21 protein-coding genes are annotated in these 18530 nt (G+C 52.3%); 14 read left to right on the top strand and 7 right to left on the bottom strand.

Translation table 11 applies throughout. The features are described from left to right. Positions 1-77: 77 nt before the first annotated feature. The 5 genes from ACWI0H_RS00565 to ACWI0H_RS00545 form a co-directional block, all read right to left on the bottom strand. Complete coding sequence (locus ACWI0H_RS00565) at positions 78-371, bottom strand: EscU/YscU/HrcU family type III secretion system export apparatus switch protein (protein WP_176303443.1); 294 nt, start codon at positions 369-371, stop codon at positions 78-80. Further along, positions 355-1614 carry a flagellar hook-length control protein FliK gene (fliK, locus tag ACWI0H_RS00560; protein WP_485874552.1) on the bottom strand — a complete coding sequence of 420 codons (1260 nt, stop codon included), beginning with the start codon at positions 1612-1614 and terminating at the stop codon, positions 355-357. Before fliK ends, ACWI0H_RS00565 begins: the two co-directional genes overlap by 17 nt. Next, a complete protein-coding gene (gene fliT / locus ACWI0H_RS00555; RefSeq protein ID WP_101145829.1) occupies positions 1611-2021 on the bottom strand; it encodes a flagellar protein FliT in 411 nt (136 codons plus the stop codon). Before fliT ends, fliK begins: the two co-directional genes overlap by 4 nt. Before the next feature lie 7 nt (positions 2022-2028). Beyond that, positions 2029-2445: a flagellar export chaperone FliS gene (gene fliS, locus ACWI0H_RS00550; protein ID WP_101145830.1), complete on the bottom strand. Its 417-nt coding sequence runs from the start codon at positions 2443-2445 to the stop codon at positions 2029-2031. A gap of 203 nt (positions 2446-2648) precedes the next feature. Continuing rightward, positions 2649-4337 carry an HD domain-containing phosphohydrolase gene (locus tag ACWI0H_RS00545; RefSeq protein WP_485874551.1) on the bottom strand — a complete coding sequence of 563 codons (1689 nt, stop codon included), beginning with the start codon at positions 4335-4337 and terminating at the stop codon, positions 2649-2651. 321 nt (positions 4338-4658) lie between these two features. Between ACWI0H_RS00545 and ACWI0H_RS00540 the strand changes: the two genes are divergently transcribed. Further along, positions 4659-5027, top strand: coding sequence for a flagellar protein FlaG (locus ACWI0H_RS00540; protein ID WP_485874550.1), 369 nt, complete (start codon positions 4659-4661; stop codon positions 5025-5027). Between the two features lie 4 nt (positions 5028-5031). Here ACWI0H_RS00540 and fliE read toward each other — a convergent pair whose 3' ends face one another. Next, entirely contained in the window at positions 5032-5364 is a 333-nt protein-coding gene (gene fliE / locus ACWI0H_RS00535) for a flagellar hook-basal body complex protein FliE (protein WP_485874549.1), read from the bottom strand. A 253-nt stretch (positions 5365-5617) separates the two neighbouring features. Between fliE and fliF the strand changes: the two genes are divergently transcribed. The 13 genes from fliF (at position 5618) to fliR (ending at position 17170) form a co-directional block, all read left to right on the top strand. Continuing rightward, a complete protein-coding gene (gene fliF, locus ACWI0H_RS00530) occupies positions 5618-7402 on the top strand; it encodes a flagellar basal-body MS-ring/collar protein FliF (RefSeq protein ID WP_485874548.1) in 1785 nt (594 codons plus the stop codon). Next, positions 7395-8402, top strand: coding sequence for a flagellar motor switch protein FliG (gene fliG, locus ACWI0H_RS00525; RefSeq protein WP_101145835.1), 1008 nt, complete (start codon positions 7395-7397; stop codon positions 8400-8402). The genes fliF and fliG overlap by 8 nt, the downstream gene beginning before the upstream one ends. Further along, positions 8395-9165: a flagellar assembly protein FliH gene (locus ACWI0H_RS00520; protein WP_485874547.1), complete on the top strand. Its 771-nt coding sequence runs from the start codon at positions 8395-8397 to the stop codon at positions 9163-9165. The genes fliG and ACWI0H_RS00520 overlap by 8 nt, the downstream gene beginning before the upstream one ends. An 11-nt stretch (positions 9166-9176) precedes the next feature. Next, on the top strand, positions 9177-10583 hold the full coding sequence (gene fliI, locus ACWI0H_RS00515; protein ID WP_217908852.1) for a flagellar protein export ATPase FliI: 1407 nt from the start codon (positions 9177-9179) through the stop codon (positions 10581-10583). Next, on the top strand, positions 10580-11032 hold the full coding sequence (fliJ, locus tag ACWI0H_RS00510; protein ID WP_176303452.1) for a flagellar export protein FliJ: 453 nt from the start codon (positions 10580-10582) through the stop codon (positions 11030-11032). Before fliI ends, fliJ begins: the two co-directional genes overlap by 4 nt. Before the next feature lie 19 nt (positions 11033-11051). Continuing rightward, positions 11052-12521 carry a flagellar hook-length control protein FliK gene (locus ACWI0H_RS00505; RefSeq protein ID WP_485874546.1) on the top strand — a complete coding sequence of 490 codons (1470 nt, stop codon included), beginning with the start codon at positions 11052-11054 and terminating at the stop codon, positions 12519-12521. A 178-nt stretch (positions 12522-12699) separates the two neighbouring features. Beyond that, positions 12700-13176, top strand: coding sequence for a flagellar basal body-associated protein FliL (fliL, locus tag ACWI0H_RS00500; RefSeq protein WP_101145840.1), 477 nt, complete (start codon positions 12700-12702; stop codon positions 13174-13176). A 21-nt stretch (positions 13177-13197) separates the two neighbouring features. Then, positions 13198-14253 carry a flagellar motor switch protein FliM gene (gene fliM / locus ACWI0H_RS00495; RefSeq protein WP_101145841.1) on the top strand — a complete coding sequence of 352 codons (1056 nt, stop codon included), beginning with the start codon at positions 13198-13200 and terminating at the stop codon, positions 14251-14253. After that, complete coding sequence (gene fliN, locus ACWI0H_RS00490) at positions 14250-14774, top strand: flagellar motor switch protein FliN (protein WP_485874545.1); 525 nt, start codon at positions 14250-14252, stop codon at positions 14772-14774. The genes fliM and fliN overlap by 4 nt, the downstream gene beginning before the upstream one ends. After that, on the top strand, positions 14771-15214 hold the full coding sequence (fliO, locus tag ACWI0H_RS00485; protein ID WP_485874544.1) for a flagellar biosynthetic protein FliO: 444 nt from the start codon (positions 14771-14773) through the stop codon (positions 15212-15214). Before fliN ends, fliO begins: the two co-directional genes overlap by 4 nt. 104 nt (positions 15215-15318) lie before the next feature. Then, positions 15319-16035, top strand: a complete 717-nt coding sequence (gene fliP, locus ACWI0H_RS00480) for a flagellar type III secretion system pore protein FliP (protein ID WP_336273295.1) — start codon at positions 15319-15321, stop codon at positions 16033-16035. Positions 16036-16104: 69 nt separating this feature from the next. Next, positions 16105-16374, top strand: coding sequence for a flagellar biosynthesis protein FliQ (gene fliQ, locus ACWI0H_RS00475; RefSeq protein ID WP_101145845.1), 270 nt, complete (start codon positions 16105-16107; stop codon positions 16372-16374). Between the two features lie 4 nt (positions 16375-16378). Continuing rightward, positions 16379-17170: a flagellar biosynthetic protein FliR gene (gene fliR / locus ACWI0H_RS00470; RefSeq protein WP_336273285.1), complete on the top strand. Its 792-nt coding sequence runs from the start codon at positions 16379-16381 to the stop codon at positions 17168-17170. A gap of 61 nt (positions 17171-17231) precedes the next feature. Here the strand turns inward: fliR and flgL are convergent, their stop codons facing one another. Beyond that, a complete protein-coding gene (gene flgL / locus ACWI0H_RS00465) occupies positions 17232-18524 on the bottom strand; it encodes a flagellar hook-associated protein FlgL (RefSeq protein ID WP_336273286.1) in 1293 nt (430 codons plus the stop codon). Between the last annotated feature and the right edge of the window lie 6 nt (positions 18525-18530).

Raw genomic sequence — 18530 nt, 5'->3', positions numbered from 1 at the left:
ATGTTGACCATTGTACTGGCGCCATTAATGACTTTTTATTACCTATCCTCATGGTTGCATACAACGTCTGTAATTGGCTACTCAGGTATTTCACGATGACTTAGCCCTTCTTCTGAAAGCTCAAACACCCATACCAAGAGTTCCGCGACAATTTGATAAAGTCCGGCGGGGATTTCCGCGTCCAAATCTAGCTGCATTAAGAGCGCTACCAGCTCGGGCGCATCGTGCACATAAATACCCTGACGTTGAGCCTCTGCCATAATGCGTTCGGCCAGATCTCCATAGCCTTTCGCCACAACACGAGGGGCGCGATCATTCTCTTGATAAGCCAGCGCAACAGCTTGACGACGACGCTCACCCGGCGTGGCCATGGGCTACCTCCGCTTCGACATAACGTGCGCGAAGCTGCACTTTCTGTAGGTCTAAAGCACTCAGGCGCTTCTCTAACGCTGGTAACCCAGCGTTAATTCGTTGATGAGCCTCTGTGCTTTCAGTGGTGAAATCGATACTCAGCACATTTCGGTAGAGCCATAACGACGCATTGAACGCCCCCAAGTTAGGAACGTCTAGCTGCATATCAGAACGCCCACCACCCTCTGGCTCACCCTCTTGCTGCTTGTTCTCTTGCCCCTCTTCACGAGCGGGCAAATTAATCACTAAGGCCATAAAAATACCTGCCCAAACATCGCCTTCCCAGCGAATAGTGGGTATCACCAACATCTCAAGCTGCTGACGCACCAAGCTCTGTAGGCTTTCATGCACGACATCCCGCGCTGGACGGTTAGCTATCAGCTCAGTCACTTCCCTTGCGTGACTTAGATCTACTCTTGCTTGATTACTCTCAGGCGCTGAGCTGGGCATAGCAGCTGAAGGCGCCTGGGTAGCCGCACCTGGTGAATTCATAAGCGGAGCAGCCGCCACTAAATTCTGCCGAGGCGCCAAGCCATTTTCTTGAGTCACCGGCACTAACGGCACATTAGGCAGGATAGTTACCCCTTGCCCAGCCGCCTGAGCCCCCGGTGTGACCAATGGTGCTAATCCCGTTAACCCATTGGTGACGCCCAACCCAGCGGGTAACAAGGGCGCCAAAGGGCGCGGCCCAGGCTGCATTTGAGGTTCATTCATTAACTGCTGGCGGGTTCCCGCGCCCTGGAACCACCGTTTTAAATGCGACTCGTAGAACAGCCCGCTGTCGCGGATGCTCGCTTCCAAGCGGGTCGCAACGGCGCTGACTCCGGGTGCTTCTGGGCTGGTGAAAAGAGGCGCTTCGGGTCGCATGACGGAGGGAGGTGCTGGAAAGCGCAGCAGCACGTCAGCAATAGTTCGTGCAGCGGGGCTAAAATGGGTTTGGGTTGACCCCGGCGGAGAAGGCAGCGGCTCACCGCGGGGTAGCGCTTTTCCACCATCAAGAGGAAGGGGCAAGCGCTTTAAATCATTTAATGGTGTCGCTGGCGCTCTTCCATCTAAATTAGCGTCACGCATTACGGCACGCGGTCCTTCGCCAGGCGCAACGGGCTTAACTGGTTGATCTAACGCCCGCTGCAGCGACACCTCCCCTTGTCGCCCTAACACTTGGTTCAAGAGCGTATCAATGAGAGGGGTAATACCGCTCACGATGACCCCGTAACATCAGCATCATCGGCGGCATAGGACACCCCTGCGCCCTGCTGGGGTGCATAAGCGCGATGCAAGTCGCGCTGACGTTGCGACACCCCAATTAGCTTACCCAGCTCATCTCGACGTGCTACCAAGCGACGCCGGATATCAACATCGTGCTCAAGTATGCTCTCAAGCAACTCTGCCTTTCGTTGTTGGGCAGCACCGTCAAGCAGCACGGTCGCATCCAACTCACGCAGTTGCTCCACTAACACAACATAGTTGGTACGTTGGTCAATGAGCTCGGCCCACTGCTCAGCATTGGCAAGTTCATGCATGTATTCAACGCTGCTCAATAGCGCTTCGTAACTAGCAAGCAATGACTGTTGAGCATTTTGGTCACAAGCGGTGGTAGAAGCTAACATTATTGCCTCACGCGCTCTGCTGTTGGCCAATATCGCGCCACGCTGAGCCAATATCTTCAAGCAAACGCTCGGCTTGATTTAAGCTCTCTTCATCGTTACGCAGATTAGCCGCCAACAGCAGGCGTACAATATAGTCATACAAAGACGCTAAGCGCTCGGCAATTTCTCCACCTTTCTCCTGATCGAGCGCGGCGGCGAGACCGTTATTAACGATATCAAGCGCTTTTGATATCGATTTACCTTTCTCAGCTATATTGCCTGCCTGCATATGAATGCGGGCAGCGCGAATAGCCGCTTGAGCGCCGTCAAATAACATCACAATAAGTTGATGTGGGTCTGCCGACATCACTCCGCTTTCTACGCCGATACGCGCATAAGCGTTAGCTCCACGCCCATAGGCGGCGCCACCGCGAGAGTAAGTCATAAGCGGAACTCCTGTGCGTGGTTTGGTTATCGCCTATAGCGGGGAACCACGAAGATTAAAAGATATAAAACAGCAAACTGCACGCTGCTACTATTAACTATCGGCGCGAGCCAGAGGGACTTTAACGTCTCGCAATGCTTTTTTTACCCAGGCCTATTTGATGGCAACGAATGGCTAACCATTCACTAGCGCTTTTTGCACTTTCAGGTAGAAACAGCGATTTCGCCTACCGTTCGCCCAAGCCGCTCAGTGACATCGTCCTTTACTATCGCCCCGACATTGTCACGCATGGGCGGTTCAGCTTGCGGTGCAAGCAACACCTCGGTGGGATTACCCTTTGCATCTAGGCGCAATATCCAACCCTGTTGCTGGCTGGAAAAACGCGCCAGCGAACCCACAGGTAGCCCCTTGAAATGCTCGATATAGCGCTTGATCCAACGCATATCGAATTGATGTGGATGCTGTAATAAATGACGATAAATTTGCTGTACCGTTTTAGCGGGACGATCAGCGCGATCACGCCTCATCGCCTCGACCACATCAACAACAGCACTGGCTTTCGCTAACTCACTGAGCTCAGTCCCACCTACTCCCTCAGGATAACCACTGCCGTCCATACGCTCATTAATCCCTCCAATAACGGCCTGCACAATCGCCACTGACAGCCACTGACAGCCGTGCAAGCGATCTAACAGCAACTGGACATGCTCGCTGACTACTTTTCGATGACTTGCCTCAAAATGCGGCGCCTTAAACAACACCTGGGGAACCAGCGCCTTGCCAAGATCATGAATAAGACCACTGGCGACAATCGCTTTGCGCAATTCTCGCGGCATACTCGCGCCCACAAAATCAAGCAAATGAATGGCCACTGCAATGCCGTGGCGCACCACCAATGGCTCTGGAAATAAGCAGCGGGAGGCAAACAGCAAGGCTTCACGATCCTCATCGTGAAGATCCAATATTCGATCAGCATAACGAGAGAGCTGGCGCCCATCGATATCACTGCCTTGCTGCAACGATAGTAACTGCGCATCTAAATAGGCGGCTACCTTTACCAGTCGTCGCGCCATCGGCGTGGCGTAACGCTTAACATCTCGTCGCCCCAGTAGCTCGTCTGCGCCAGAACGCTTATGCGGTAATGCAAACAGTGGAGAGGGCTGGCGCTCGTCCTGTTGCTCTTTGTTATAACGGGCAGCCTCACGTTCAATTTCACACACAAAATACCAAATTTGGCGTTCTTGCTCCGCGCTGCACTCAACGAAGTTAAAACCAACACGCAGCAGGTGCCGTTCAGCATCAGTTTTTTGATGCCGGGCATCGCCAAGCACTTCAAAATAAGTGCCGTCAGGAAAGGTAAACGCCAACTTTAGCGAGTTAGCATCTTCTGCCAATAGACCACTGGCCGCTAACGGCAACTCAAGTTGGCAGCCGTCTTGGGAAAGGTCTTTTAGCTCGCCAGCCACCTCGGCATCCCCACTACCCAAACTGGCCGCCACCACCATCCCCATTCGCAACTCGGCGCGAAAGGATTCACGGCGCTGAAGTACGTCTAACGTCGCAGGGTAATCACTGCAACACAAAAAACGCCCACCTGCATGGCGCGTTTCCGTCAAGTGCAAGAGAGGTGTTTGAACCACTTTCCCCTGAGCCTGCCCGCGCAAGTAGAAAGCAGCACCGCCCTGCAAGTGGTGAAGCAAATAATCAACCGAGGAGAGATCCATCACCAAGGTTTGGTCCCGATGCTGCTCCATCAATACAATAGGTTCTGGACGCGCATCAGCCGTGGCGAGACACAGGGATACTCCGCCCGTTTCAATTAGCGCGTTCAGCAGAGACTCAATTACCGTTGTGCTTGCTACTGTTTCAAACTCATCCTGCTGCGCTGCCATGCTCGCCTCACTTACTCTTATGCGTTAATTAGTTCACCGCAAAGCGCAGAAGCATATCAGATGCCAACAGCGGGGCGTATGCACAAAAAGCCATCATTCCTATGCTTATTAAAAGACTATAGAAGCAGAGGCAGAAGAATAGGTATCTGGCTCTTGCGCCAACAAACAGGCACCCCCCCGGCGCAGCATAAAGTTTTTCTGCGCCATGCCGATAAAAAGGTAGAGGCGTATATTGATAATTAAAAATCCAAGCTGAAGCCGCCGTTACTCGCTGCTGCACCACAACCGGTTGCCAAAGCTAACTAAAGAGGAATGTGCCCCATGAGTTCATTACCCCCTGCTGAAGCAACCAAGCCGCTGACCTCGGTTCTCACCAACCTAAACCCGGGACAACGGCTAGAAAACACGCTGGCCCAGCTAGCGCCAACGAACATTCAAATTAAAAATATCGACCAAGACGAACGAGAAATCTCCGCTGACGAACTTATCGAGCCCATTCAACGCATTAACGAAGCGATGCGCCCACGCGGCTTAGAGTTTGAGTTAAGCGAAGAGACATCACGCGTCATTACACGAGTAATCGACCGAGAGTCTGGAGACGTCATACGCCAAATTCCCGCGGAAGAAGTACTAAAAATTGCTGAGCGGCTAGAGGCAATGCAAGGGCAGATCATCTCTTTGGAAGCCTAAAGCTCTACACTTGCATATTCATAACGTCACGATATGCAGACACTAAGCGATTGCGAACCTGAAGCCCCATTTGAAAAGCAACGCTGGATTTCTGCATATCAACCATCACATCGTTGAGCTGCAAGTTAGGGTCGCCCGCCTGGAAAGCCATCGCCTGGCTGTTAGCCGTTTGCTGAAGACGGTTAATACGCTGAATGGAAGCCTGTAATTCACCGCCAAAACCGCCGTGCCCTACCGCTGTTGACGCCTGAGCACCGCTAAGAGGCTGCGTGGATGCCGCCTGAGTTGCCAAGCCTTGCATTTGTTGTAGCGCAGCCTGTATTGCGGGAGTGCTCATACGCTTACCTCGATTCGCAAAAAAACTAATGCAAAAAGCCTAACACTGAAGCGACTAACCTCATACGGACAAATGCGCATAAAAAGCGAAGCTTATCCCTCCTTTAGGCTGGACTAGTCACCGGATAATGGCGTCCATCACAATTCCGCTTCATCTTTTTGGCGGATAACCGCGATCGACGGATATAGCCTATGCCTTCTTTGGTGATGCGCCTGGGCCGACGCCAGTTTTGCCTGCCCCTTAGGAGGGTCGCATGAGCGAAACCGGTGCAACGGCAGGCCGTCAAACTAGTACGAATCAAGCCGCCCCTCGCAGTGGCGGTACACCTAATGGAAGTACCGAACGTGATGCCGCCAGCGACTCGGCCTTCGGACGAACGCTGAAGCAGCTGCGTGGTAATCCATTGGTGGCGCTACTCATCGCTGGCGCCGCCTCTATTGCCATTGTGGCAGCCCTCTTCATGTGGGCAAGTAGCCCAGAGTATCGCGTTCTTTATAGCAACTTGAGCGAATCCGATGGCGGCGGCATCATCAACGAGCTCGATGCCCGCGGCATTCCCTATCAGTTCAGCGAGGGCGGCCAAGCATTAATGGTGCCTAGCGACCAAGTCCACACCTTGCGCTTGCAACTAGCTGAGCAGGGCCTTCCCCGTGGTGGCAATTTGGGCCTGGAACTGATGGATAGCCAGGCGTTTGGGATTAGCCAATTTGCTGAGCAGATTAATTATCAGCGCGGCCTGGAAGGCGAGCTGGCGCGCTCAATTGAATCACTAGGGCCAGTCGAAGGCGTTCGTGTTCACCTCTCCATGGCCAAACCATCGGTATTTATTCGCGATCGTGAACCTGCGAAAGCATCTGTGGTGCTCACGCTATTACCCGGCCGCGTGCTGGGTGAAGGGCAAGTTAGCGCTATCGTCCACATGGTCTCAGGCAGCGTTCCCGACCTTGCCGCTGAAGACGTCACCGTGGTTAATCAGGATGGTCGCTTGCTGTCTGCCGAAACAGGCAGCGGAAACGATCTCGATGGTTCGCAGCTTGAGTATATTGTCGAAGTTGAGCGCTCCTACCAGCAGCGTATTGAACATATTTTAACGCCCATTTTAGGTCGCGATAATGTGCGTGCCCAAGTTGCCGCACAAATAGACTTCTCACGACGCGAGGAAACGTCTGAACGCTACGGCCCCAATCAGCCACCTAACGAAGCCGCCGTGCGTAGCCGTCAGCTCAGCCTTGCCTTTGATGGCGAAGACCCATTGGCCACTGGCATTCCAGGTGCGCTAAGCAATACACCGCCAGGCACCCTGCCCTCCCCTATTAATGAACCAGCGGAAGAGGGCGACCCAGAAGTTGACGACCAGCAAGAGGACGCGCCCGCTGAAGCGCTGCGTAACTTACGCCAAGACGACGTTATCAACTACGAAGTTGATCGCAGCATTGAGCATGTGCAACACCGTCTCGGCCAGATCGAGCGGCTATCCGCCGCGGTGGTCGTAAACTACCGCTCGGAAATGAACGATGAAGGCGAGTGGGTCGACGTTGCGCTAACCGATGAAGAAGTTGCCCAGATTGAGCGCTTGGTTCGTCAAGCAATGGGCTTTTCGCAGCTTCGTGGCGATGAGGTAGAAGTCGTCAATTCACCCTTCGCGCGCAGTGCTGATGAAACCACTGACGTCGTGTGGTGGCAGCAACCCAACACCCTTTCAATAGCCGCCACTGTAGGTCGCTACTTGCTGGTTGCGCTGGCTATCTTATTACTCTACCTACTGATTTTGCGCCCCTTAATTAAGCGCTATACCCAATCCCCGGTTATGGCAACTGCAGTACCTGGCGGTACGTTGGCTGCGAGCGTAGGCGACGAAGAAGATGGCGAAGAGGGTGAAGAGTCCTCTGATGAGGGCGATGAGACCTACGCTAAGCCCAAGCGGCGGCGTAAGACCTCACTTTATGAGCATAACCTCAATGACCTGCGTGAAATGGCTCAAGAAGACCCCCGCATGGTCGCGATGATCATTCGTAGCTGGATGAATGCTAATGAGTAGTTCAATTGCTGAAATGAGCGGTGCCCGCAAGAGCGCCGTCTTATTGCTTGCACTCGATGAAGACAGTGCCGCTGAGGTGTTTAAGTACCTTGGTGCCAATGAAGTGCAAGAAATTAGTATGGAGATGGCCCGTCTGAATCAGGTCTCCCATGACGACATGAAAGCGGTGCTCGAAGCTTTCCATAAAGAAACCGAAGAGTTTGTAGCGCTTAACCTGAATTCAAGCGACCACATTCGCTCGGTGCTGACCAAAGCACTGGGTAGCGAACGCGCCACTAGCCTGATCGAAGATATTCTCGAAACGACGGGCGGCAACTCTGGCATCGACGCACTCAATCTCATGGAAGCCTCCATGGTGTCTGAGTTGATTCGCGACGAACATCCACAAATTATTGCGACTATTCTGGTTCACCTGGATCGTCATCAAGCTGCTGATATCCTGGAGCTATTTGAAGAGAAGCTACGCAATGATGTCGTTCTAAGGATTGCCACCTTTAGCGGCGTTCAGCCCGCCGCCTTACAGGAACTGACCGAAGTGCTTACCAGTATGCTCGACGGCCAGAACCTCAAGCGCAGCAAAATGGGCGGCGTAAGAACAGCGGCCGAGATTCTTAACTTAATGAACTCTTCTCAAGAAGAGACCGCCATCGAAACAGTTCGCTCGCACAGCGAAGATTTGGCACAGAAAATCATCGACGAAATGTTCCTATTCGAGAATCTGCTCGACCTCGACAACCGTGCCATTCAAATGGTGCTTCAGGAAGTCGATACCAACTCGCTGGTGGTGGCCCTTAAAGGTGCTCAGGACGCCTTAGTGGACAAATTCCTGCGCAATATGTCGCAGCGCGCCGCCGACTTAGTGCGCGAAGATATGGAAGCCCGTGGCCCCATCCGCGTCTCTCAAGTGGAGACCGAGCAGAAAGCCATTTTGCAGGTTGTGCGGCGCTTAGCTGATTCAGGTGAAATTGTCCTAGCGGGTGGAGATGATGAGTATGTCTAATACTCACTCGCCTAAATTCGACCGCCATGGTGATTGGCGCCGCTGGCAAATGGATGAACTGGCCACCACGGCTGAGCGCGTTGCTGATGGCGAGGTACCCACGGCTCACCAGCGCAAAGTACAGGCGGCACAAAAGGCAGCCGAACTGGCGCGCCAGCGTGAAGAGAAAGAGCGTCAGGAAATTCATGACCGTATTCGTCTGCAAGCGGAAGAAGAAGGCTATAAAGCAGGCTTTGAGCAGGGTCATAAAGAGGGAATGGAAAAAGGCTTGTCAGAAGCCGCTGAGCAGGCACAAGTGGAATTACAAGAGCAAACTCGGTTAACCGTTACCCCGCTACAAAGCCTTGCAAAGCAATTCTCTGATGCATTAGAACGCATTGATGACACCATCGCCCATGACTTGGTTGAGTTAGCGCTTGCGACCGGCAAACAGCTTGCCAGTGATGCCCTGCAGGAAACGCCTGAGCAGATTTTAGCGATGGTGCGCGAACTTCTGCACACCGAGCCGCCCTTGGTAGGTCAGCAGCGCTTGTGGCTCAACCCCAATGATCATACCTTGGTTGAAGAGCACTTAGGTAATGAACTTAGGGCTGCCAACTGGAAGCTGCAACCCGATGATCAACTTGCCCGTGGCGGTTGCCGGGTAACCAGTGCCCAGGGCGAAATTGACGCGACTTTCGAAAATCGCTGGCAGGCAATTCAAGCTCAGTCGCGCAAACGTGGCCTCAATTCACCACCACCTTCTAACGTCCCTTCATCCTAGGCCCATACGCTATGGCAGATACCACCTGTCCCCATCAACATCGCTGGAATAAGGCAGTGCGACGCACGCAGCAGCGCGTCAGCCATTTGCCGCGCTACCGAAACAGCGGTCGCGTCATTCGCGCGACAGGGATGGTGATCGAGGTAGTCGGGTTACGGGTGGCCGTCGGTAGCGCATGCCGAATTGAACTACCTGGTAGTGATGGTCGGCTAGCCGACAGTGACAAGCACGCTGAAGCCGAGGTGGTTGGTTTTTCTGGTGACAAACTATTTTTAATGCCGCTAGAAGAGGTTTCTGGGTTGATGCCTGGCGCACGCGTTTCCCCTTTGGATGAAGGCGGCAGCAATAGCGCACGGCGATTCCCAATAGGCGAAGATTTGCTAGGCCGCGTGCTTGATGGCAACGGCAACCCGCTTGATGATCGCGAAAGCATACTCAACAACATAGAAGAAACGCCTCGTGCCACCCTCAGCACGCCTTCTCTTAATCCCCTTTCACGCGCCCCTATTGAAGAACAGATTGATGTCGGCATCCGCGCAATTAATGCGCTGCTAAGCGTAGGGCGAGGGCAACGGATGGGGCTTTTTGCAGGTTCTGGGGTGGGTAAATCGGTGCTGCTGGGAATGATGGCGCGCTACACCAAGGCCGATGTGATTGTTGTTGGCTTGATTGGTGAACGGGGCCGTGAAGTACAGGACTTTATCGATAATATCTTGGGTCCAGAGGGGCGGCGGCGTGCCGTGGTGGTAGCGGCTCCCGCTGATACCTCGCCACTGCAACGCTTACAAGGTGCCGCGTATGCTACGCGCCTGGCTGAAGGATTTCGCGATGAGGGCCGTGATGTCCTGTTGATTATGGATTCACTGACTCGCTATGCCATGGCCCAGCGGGAAATTGCCCTGGCTATCGGTGAGCCACCCGCCACCAAAGGCTATCCGCCGTCAGTGTTTGCCAAATTACCTAGTTTAGTAGAGCGCGCAGGCAACGCTGAGCGCGGCGGCGGTTCGATAACAGCGTTTTATACAGTTCTTACGGAAGGCGACGATCAGCAGGACCCGATTGCCGATGCTGCTCGCGCCATCTTAGACGGGCACATTGTGTTATCAAGAACGTTAGCAGAAGCAGGACATTATCCTGCCATTGATATAGAAGCGTCCATCAGCCGGGCGATGACCTCGATCACCGCTCCTGAGCAACTCCAGGAAGCGCGTGTTTTCAAGCAGTTGTTTTCGCGCTACCAGCGTAACCGGGACCTTATTAGTGTCGGTGCCTACAGCCCTGGTCACGACCCACAGCTCGACGAGGCGGTGAAACGGTTCCCTTCATTAGAGAACTTCCTTCAACAAAATATTAATGAGAGCGCAACGCTTGCCGATTCTCGTCAAGCGTTGCGCTCACTGGTGGGAGGGCGTACATGAGTACATCGCAACTCGAAATGCTAACCGACTTAGCCAGAGACTCTCGCGATCACGCGGGCAAAGTACTAGCGCAAGAGAGACAAACAGAGCAGCAAACGACCGCTCAACTACAGTCGCTGCTGAGTTACCGAGCCGAGTATGCTGAGCGATTGCAGAAAGCGATGCGCGATGGCATTGACCCTGCCACCATGTACAACTATCAACAATTTCTAGCCTCGCTGGATACAGCCCTAAGCCGTGCCCGGCAAGCGTTAGCGGCACAGCAGGCAAGCGTTCAGCAGAGTCAAAAGAACTGGCAACAAGAGCAGCGCAAGCTCTCTTCCTACGATACACTGGCGTCGCGTCGACTGTTAGAAGAGCACCGCCGCAGCGAGCGTCATGAACAAAAAACTAACGATGATCTGGTGACTAGCCGTTTGGCTCGTCAGCATAACGACACTCCGCATTAGCGGTGCCAGGGAACTGACCATGACTATTCACCAGTTGCTTTCAGCCAGCCAAAGCTCGCCTCAGACGCAGTCTCATGGCACTTTCAGCCGGCAAGATTCTCCCAACGGTTTTTTCCAGCAGGCGTTTTCACAAGCTTCTGCCGCGCAACGCTTGTCGGCACCTACGCTTAGTGAGAATGGCTCGTTACAGACAGCTTCACACCAAGCACAGCTCAATACACTCGGTAGCCTCTTATCTGACGCGCTAGAAATGGATAGCGAGGATTTGAACGCCGTCCTTGAAGCACTCGGGCTTGATCTCAGTGAAAGCGACTTATCTGATCTACTGGCTCAGCTTGAACTGCCGAATTCAAAGATCAAAGTAGACACGCTGGAGCTTAAGGGTGCGGAATCTGCCACGCCCCTTGACGAGATTGCTGCTCGTCTCGCCCTAATGGCTTCATTTTCTGAAAGTAGCCCTCAAGCACAGCCTGAATCACCAATGACTCCGGCTGCCTTCGAGATCATTACAGAACAGTTAAATATTAATCAGGATCAAGTCAACGAGCTTGCAGCAGCATTGAATTCCCTGATGAACCAAGCTCAAAGCGCCCAGCCTTTAGCTACTGCTTCTACACAGGATGGCAGCCCCTCTCTAGCGCTAGAGACTGTCGCCGAGCAGCTTAATATTAGCCAAGTTGAAGCAGCACAGTTGGTCTCCGCGCTAAATGGCCTGATTGCCCAACGCCAGGGTGGTCAGAGCGATCAATCCTTGCCTGTTGATACAGCTCGCTTAACCAGCGCTCCTGCACCGGCTATGGACATTCAGGCTGCTCCACGAGCTCAATCTGATACTTTCTTTGCGCAAGTTAATACCAGCGCTGCCGCCACCTCACAGATCAGCAGCGAAGCCCTAATGGGGGCTCTAATGACGCTTGAGGGAGCACCAAAAGGAAGTCAATCCAGTGAGCACTTACCTACAGGCTTTTCGTTAGCCGCTGGCAGTGGTCCGTTAGCTTCAACACCTTCTGCACAAGGGTTTACTCCCACAGTCGCCCCGACACCCGCTGCCTTAACAACGCCCTTTACAAGCCCTGCCTGGCCACAACAGCTTGGCCAACAGTTGGTGCAGATTTCACAGCGTGGGGGCGAACAACACGTCCAAATGCAGTTGAATCCAGCAGAGCTAGGGCCGCTATCTATCTCTTTAAAATTTGGTGAACAAGGGGCGCAAGCACACTTTTTGTCCGCCCATGCTCAGGTGCGACAAGTACTTGAACAAGCGATTCCTCAATTAAGGGAAGCATTGGCTGAACAAGGTATTTCGCTAGGCGAGACATCGGTAGGAGAACAGCGAGACCCTAATGCACAGGGCTTTGCCCAATCAGGCGGTGGACGAGGCACAGGAATAGGCAGTGACAGTGGCGATGAAGGCGAGGGTGAGAAACTCTCGTTAAGTGCCGAAAGCAGCCCACTGATCATCGATGGGCGAGTCGATCTTTATGCTTAGTCGACCTACAAGCTTAAAAGTGGCCGCCTGACTTTGTATGATTATTCTGGTGCCGGGCACACGAGATAACTAAACCAAAAGATAGGCTTGCCAAACAAGCCTGTTCATTTCATCACCAGCATGCGCTTTAGGCATAATACTTTGCTAGTGATACGCATGGAGTTCACAGGAATCGCAAATGGCAGAAACAAGCGGCGGGTCAAAAAAACTGCTCTGGATAATGATTATCTTGGTGCTGCTGTCGTCGATAGGCGCAGCGGTCGCTATTTATATGGTAATCGACCAGCGTAAAGATGGTACAGAAACGGCAGAAGTGCAGCAGGCGATGGAGCGCGCGACGCCCATTTTTATGCGCATTGAACCCTTTACCGTCAACCTCGTCGATGACGGCTATGGCTCACGTTTACTCTATACAGGCGTGACCCTTCGCGTTGGGAACGAGGAAAGCAAAGTCATTCTTGAAGAACATATGCCCCAAGTGCGTAGCCGTTTATTAATGCTGCTTTCCGGCAAGCAGGCTGATGAACTTACCTCAACGGAAGGTAAACAGCAGCTTGCTCAGTCGATTGTTGACCGACTAAACGTCCCGTTAACGGAAAATCAGCCGCCGCTTGATTTGCGTGAAGTTTTATTCACTGAATTTATTGTGCAATAACCTCGGGAACTGGAGCCGTTCATGTCACAGGACGATCTACTGTCCCAGGAAGAAATTGATGCCCTGCTAAAGGGTGTTAGCGGAGACGATGAGTCATCGCCTTCCTCTTCCCAAACGCAAGATGAATCGCGTATTCGCGCTTACGATCCGGCGACTCAGCATCGCGTTATTCGTGAGCGCTTGCATGCGCTGGATTTCATCAATGAGCGTTTCGCTCGTTACTTCCGTAACGGGCTGTTTAATTTATTACGGCGTAGTGCAGATATCACAGTAGAGTCGGTACGCTATCAAAGCTTTAGCGAATTTTCTCGCAATGTTCCCGTACCCACGAACCTGAATATTGTGTCAATGAAGCCGCTGCGCGGCTCTGCGCTTGTGGTGTTCCCACCTAACCTCGTTTTTATGGTGGTTGACAACCTCTTCGGTGGTGATGGTCGTTTTGTCACTAAATCGGACGGCCGCGAATTTACCAACACTGAACAACGTATTATCCAGCGCCTGCTCAATCTGGCAATTGATGCTTATCAAGAAGCCTGGAAGGTCGTTTACCCACTTGATGTGAGTTTTTTGCGCTCAGAAGTACAGTCAAAATTTGCCAACATCACTAACTCACCTAACGAAATCGTGGTGAATACCAAGTTCAATATTGAAGTTGGCAATCTATCAAGCAATTTCCAGATATGCATGCCTTACGCCATGATCGAGCCGTTGCGGGATTTATTGGCCAACCCGATCAACGATAGTAACCACGACCAAGATGGCAGTTGGTCGCGCCGTATGGCGAGTGAGCTACGTCAATCAGAAGTAGAGTTGGTGGCAGAGTTTGCGCAGATACCCAGCCGTATCGCCCATGTAATGGGGCTAAAGAAGGGTGATGTCCTCCCACTAGAAATTCCAAGCTCAATTACAGCCAGTGTGGATGGAGTGCCTGTTATGCAGTGTGAGTACGGCAGCCAACGTCAACAGCATGCGCTGCGTGTCTTACATCTGATCGACCATGCCGCTATGAACAGCGCATCGTCCAAAGACTTTATTAAAGTGCCTACGCGACAGAAAGCCAAGGAATCCAAAGCATGACTGATCCCAATAAGCCTAATCAGAACGTCTCTGAAGACGATTGGGCGGATGCCATGTCCGAGCAAGAAGAGACGGCCTCCAGCGCCGACGCCGCCAGCGAAGAGGAAGATCCGTGGGCAGCTGCCATGGCAGAGCAAGAAGCCGCCGAAGAGAGCTCAGAAGAATCTGCTGCTGAGCCAGAGCCCAAGGCGCCCGCTGCAAAAGCCGCGAGTGATGAAGTGTTCCGCCCGTTAAGCCCAGACAACGGTTCCTCACAGGCGCGTGAGCTTGAGATGATCATGGATATCCCGGTGAAACTCACCGTGGAGTTAGGCCGTACCAAGCTAACTATTAAGCAATTGCTGGAGTTAGCACAAGGCTCCGTCATTGAGCTGGAAGGGCTCGCCGGTGAGCCGATGGATATCTTGATTAATGGCTATTTAATCGCCCAAGGTGAAGTGGTTGTTATTGAAGATAAATACGGGATTCGTATCACTGAAATCGTCACACCTTCCGAACGTATTCACAAATTGAACCGATGAGCGTTACTACCACCTCGGCGCAGAATGGCTCGCTTGATGCACTAGGCAATGGGGGCGAGTCATTAGTGGGCATGGCTATGCTGGGTAAAACCGCCGCCGCTTTGGCCCTCGTTATTGCGATCATTTTAATTTGTACGGCGCTTTTAAAGCGCTGGAGCAACCACACCACACGTCATGGCGCTCACTTACGTGTCGTGGGCAGCACGGCGGTGGGCAACCGTGAACGTGTTGTCATCGTTGAAGTGGAAGATACATGGCTGGTTATTGGTGTTGGCGGAGGACGTATTACTAAGTTACACGAACGCCCGGCTCCAGAAGAGCGTGCCCCCACCGCCTCATCTCCTCCTTCTTCGCGCTTTGCGCGACGCTTATCTAAAGCGCTAGCCGCTAGCCAGCGCAAAGGGGCAACCGCTCCCTCCGATCCCCATAAGACGCCATGAGGCAATGGATGCACCTTTCTTGGCCCTGTTTTTTTAAGCCATGTGTTTCAAAAAATTATATTTCTAAACGCGATGCCCAGCGCTGGCTATGGCTGATTAGCGCTATGGTCGTGTGCTTTATCGCCGCGCCAGTGCATGCTCAGCAAATACCCGGGATTATTTCGCAGCCCTTAGAGGATGGCGGGCAACAGTGGTCGCTTTCGCTGCAAACCCTGCTCTTTCTGAGCTCGCTAGCGTTTTTACCTTCAATGCTGCTGATGATGACCAGTTTTACACGCATCATCATTGTGCTTAGCCTATTGCGTACAGCAATGGGCACCCAGGCAACACCGCCCAATCAAGTGCTCTTGGGGATCGCACTGTTCTTAACTTTTTTTATTATGTCGCCGGTATTGGCACAAGTCTATGACAACGCCTGGGTGCCACTGACTAATGAAACAATAAATTTTGAAGAGTTTTTATTACTTGCCCAAGACCCCTTTCGTGAATTTATGCTTGCCCAAACCCGCGAGCCCGACTTGGCTTTATTCGTTCGCTTGGCGGATGTAGGCCCTATGCAAGGGCCAGAAGAGTTGCCTATGCGTGTTTTGTTGCCTGCCTTTGTTACCAGCGAACTGAAAACCGCTTTTCAAATTGGCTTTACTATTTTTATTCCGTTCTTAATCATCGACCTAGTTGTCGCCAGCACGCTGATGGCACTGGGGATGATGATGGTACCGCCCATCACAATCTCGTTACCCTTTAAACTGATGCTGTTCATTTTAGTGGATGGTTGGCAGCTTATTATTGGCTCGATGGCTGAAAGCTTTTACATGATATAGCGTGTTGTTGAAATAGCTTTTTATATCAAATAAGCCGTGGCGTTTTATACGCCGCAGAGGATTTTTGCTATGACCCCTGAAATGGTGATGAGCATTGCGTATCAAGGTATGCGTGTAACGCTTCTCCTTGCTGGCCCCATGCTGCTGGCCGCCCTGTTCACCGGCCTTATCATTAGTCTGTTTCAAGCAGCCACACAGATTAATGAAATGACGCTGACCTTCATTCCTAAGATTCTGGCCGTGTTTGCGGTACTGGTCTTTGCTGGCCCATGGCTGATTGGCTTGATTACCGACTTCACCCATCGCCTATTTACTAATATTCCTAATATGGTGATGTAAACCAATGGTCGAAGTCACTTTCGCACAGCTACAAGGGTGGCTAGTGGCTTTTTTATGGCCGTTTGCGCGCATCACTGCCTTTATGGCCGCCTCCCCGCTTTGGGGGCACTCCAGTGTTCCCAATCAAGCCAAAGTCGGCCTTGCTGCCCTCATTGCCATTGTGATTGCGCCGATTCTACCGGCCATGCCGGCTATCGCCGTCATGTCCTGGGCAGGCATCGGCATTATGATCGAACAGATCCTGATCGGCTTGGCGATGGGTCTCGTCATGCATATCATTTTTGCGGTTGTTCAAGCAGCCGGGGACTTTATCGGCCTACAAATGGGCCTAGCATTTGCGAGCTTTTTTGATACATCGAGCGGCACCAACATTATGGTGCTATCGCGTATTCTCTATATGATCACACTGCTCATGTTTTTGGCGATGAATGGCCATTTAATGGTGCTTGAAACCCTGATTATGAGCTTCCGAACACTGCCCATTGGCATTGGGACGTTCAACCCAGATGCGTTTATCTTGCTAGCCCGCTACGCGGGGACGATTTTTGCGGCGGGTATGTTATTGGCACTACCGCTAGTGGGCTCCTTACTAACCATCAACCTGGCATTGGGCATACTGAACCGTTCCGCCCCTCAGCTCACCGTCTTCAATATCGGCTTCCCTACCTCTCTCATCGTGGGGCTCATATTGATGATGGTGTTAATGACCGATATTAGCCGCTTTCTGCAGCGGTTATTTACTCAAGGATTAGATTTTCTGCAAAACCTAATCGAAACGATGGCACCTATAACCTAAAAACCCCACGCTTTTTTAAAGCATGGGGTTTTTAGTAAACCGTGTAAGAACGAGGCGCTCGTTACATATAGTTAAATAGCGATAAGCCTTTAATATCGACAAACGCTTTTTGCGCCGCCTGCATACCTACTTGGCGCAGGCTGTACTCAGAAATTGCTTCTGCGTAATCAAGATCGACCAAGTCGGATAGCGTTTGCTCGTAGTTCAACATCCGGTTACTACCAACGGCATCAACGACATCAAGCTCATTGAGCCGCGCCCCCGCAGACGCACGCACGGTTAAGACATTATCTAAGCTATTGTCCAGATCACGCATGGCAGTATTCAGCGTATTGCGCAGATCAGCTTTCTTGACGGGAGTGTCAGCAGGATTTTCTAGTACGCGAATAGCTTCTTCCATCGTGCGGAAAAGATCGGCATCACGAACATCTCCACCAGCTTTAGCGACGAGTATCTCGTCTCCGGCCGCAGGTTTCCCCTCAAGTTTAATTGAGACACCTGCAAATTGAATCTGCTGGCCTTCGCTGGAAGGGCTGTAAGTACCGCTAAGCACTGGAGTCGCCGCATCCCACTCCCCAACCACCTCATCGAATTTCTGAACTTCATAGGTAAAGCCAGCGTCTTCATCGCCGCCGAAAACCATTCGATAGTTTTCTCCATAACCCTCAGCATTTACATCCCTTACCTGCGGGCCAGTAAACGTTACGGTGCCAACGTTTCTAGCCGCGTCTCCAGTGAGGCGCTCGCCCTGGTTATTAGTCTTGACCGATTCAGCTATATAACCCGCACCGCTAGGCACGTTCTTAAAAATAGTCTCTCCATTATCATTAACCGGCATCAGGCGCGAGGCGTCCACACGCTGTTCGCGTACATTACTGTCGCCCTGATACTCCACGCTGCCATCGGCTGACTTTACGAACGGCGGGGCATTATCTTTATAGCCACCAAACAGATACCGACCGTTACCATCAGTGGCATTGGCCTGGCCTAGCATCGTCTCGTAAACGCCTTTCAGCTCGCTGGCGATTGACTCACGATCCACATCACTCAACGTATCACTTGATGCCTGAATCAACAGCGTTTTGGCACTAGTCACCGCATCGCTAACACTGTTTAGGATGCTTTCAGTCTGTGATAGCGAATTACGCGCCGATACTCGCGCATCGGCATACTGCTGTGTGACGGCTTTTGATTGGTCAACGCCCACTGCCCGTGAAGCAGCTTGTGGATCATCAGAAGGATTCACTACCCGTCGGCCACTGGCAATCTGCTGGCTAACTTTCAAAAAATCGCTCTGTTGACGATTAATAGAAGCCGTACTTTGATCGTACATAGTTACGCTGCTAATGCGCATGAAATA

The organism is Halomonas sp. NYA30, from assembly GCF_976980765.1.
Note: the sequence above shows the minus strand (reverse complement) of the source record. Positions and strands in the feature narration are given on the sequence as shown.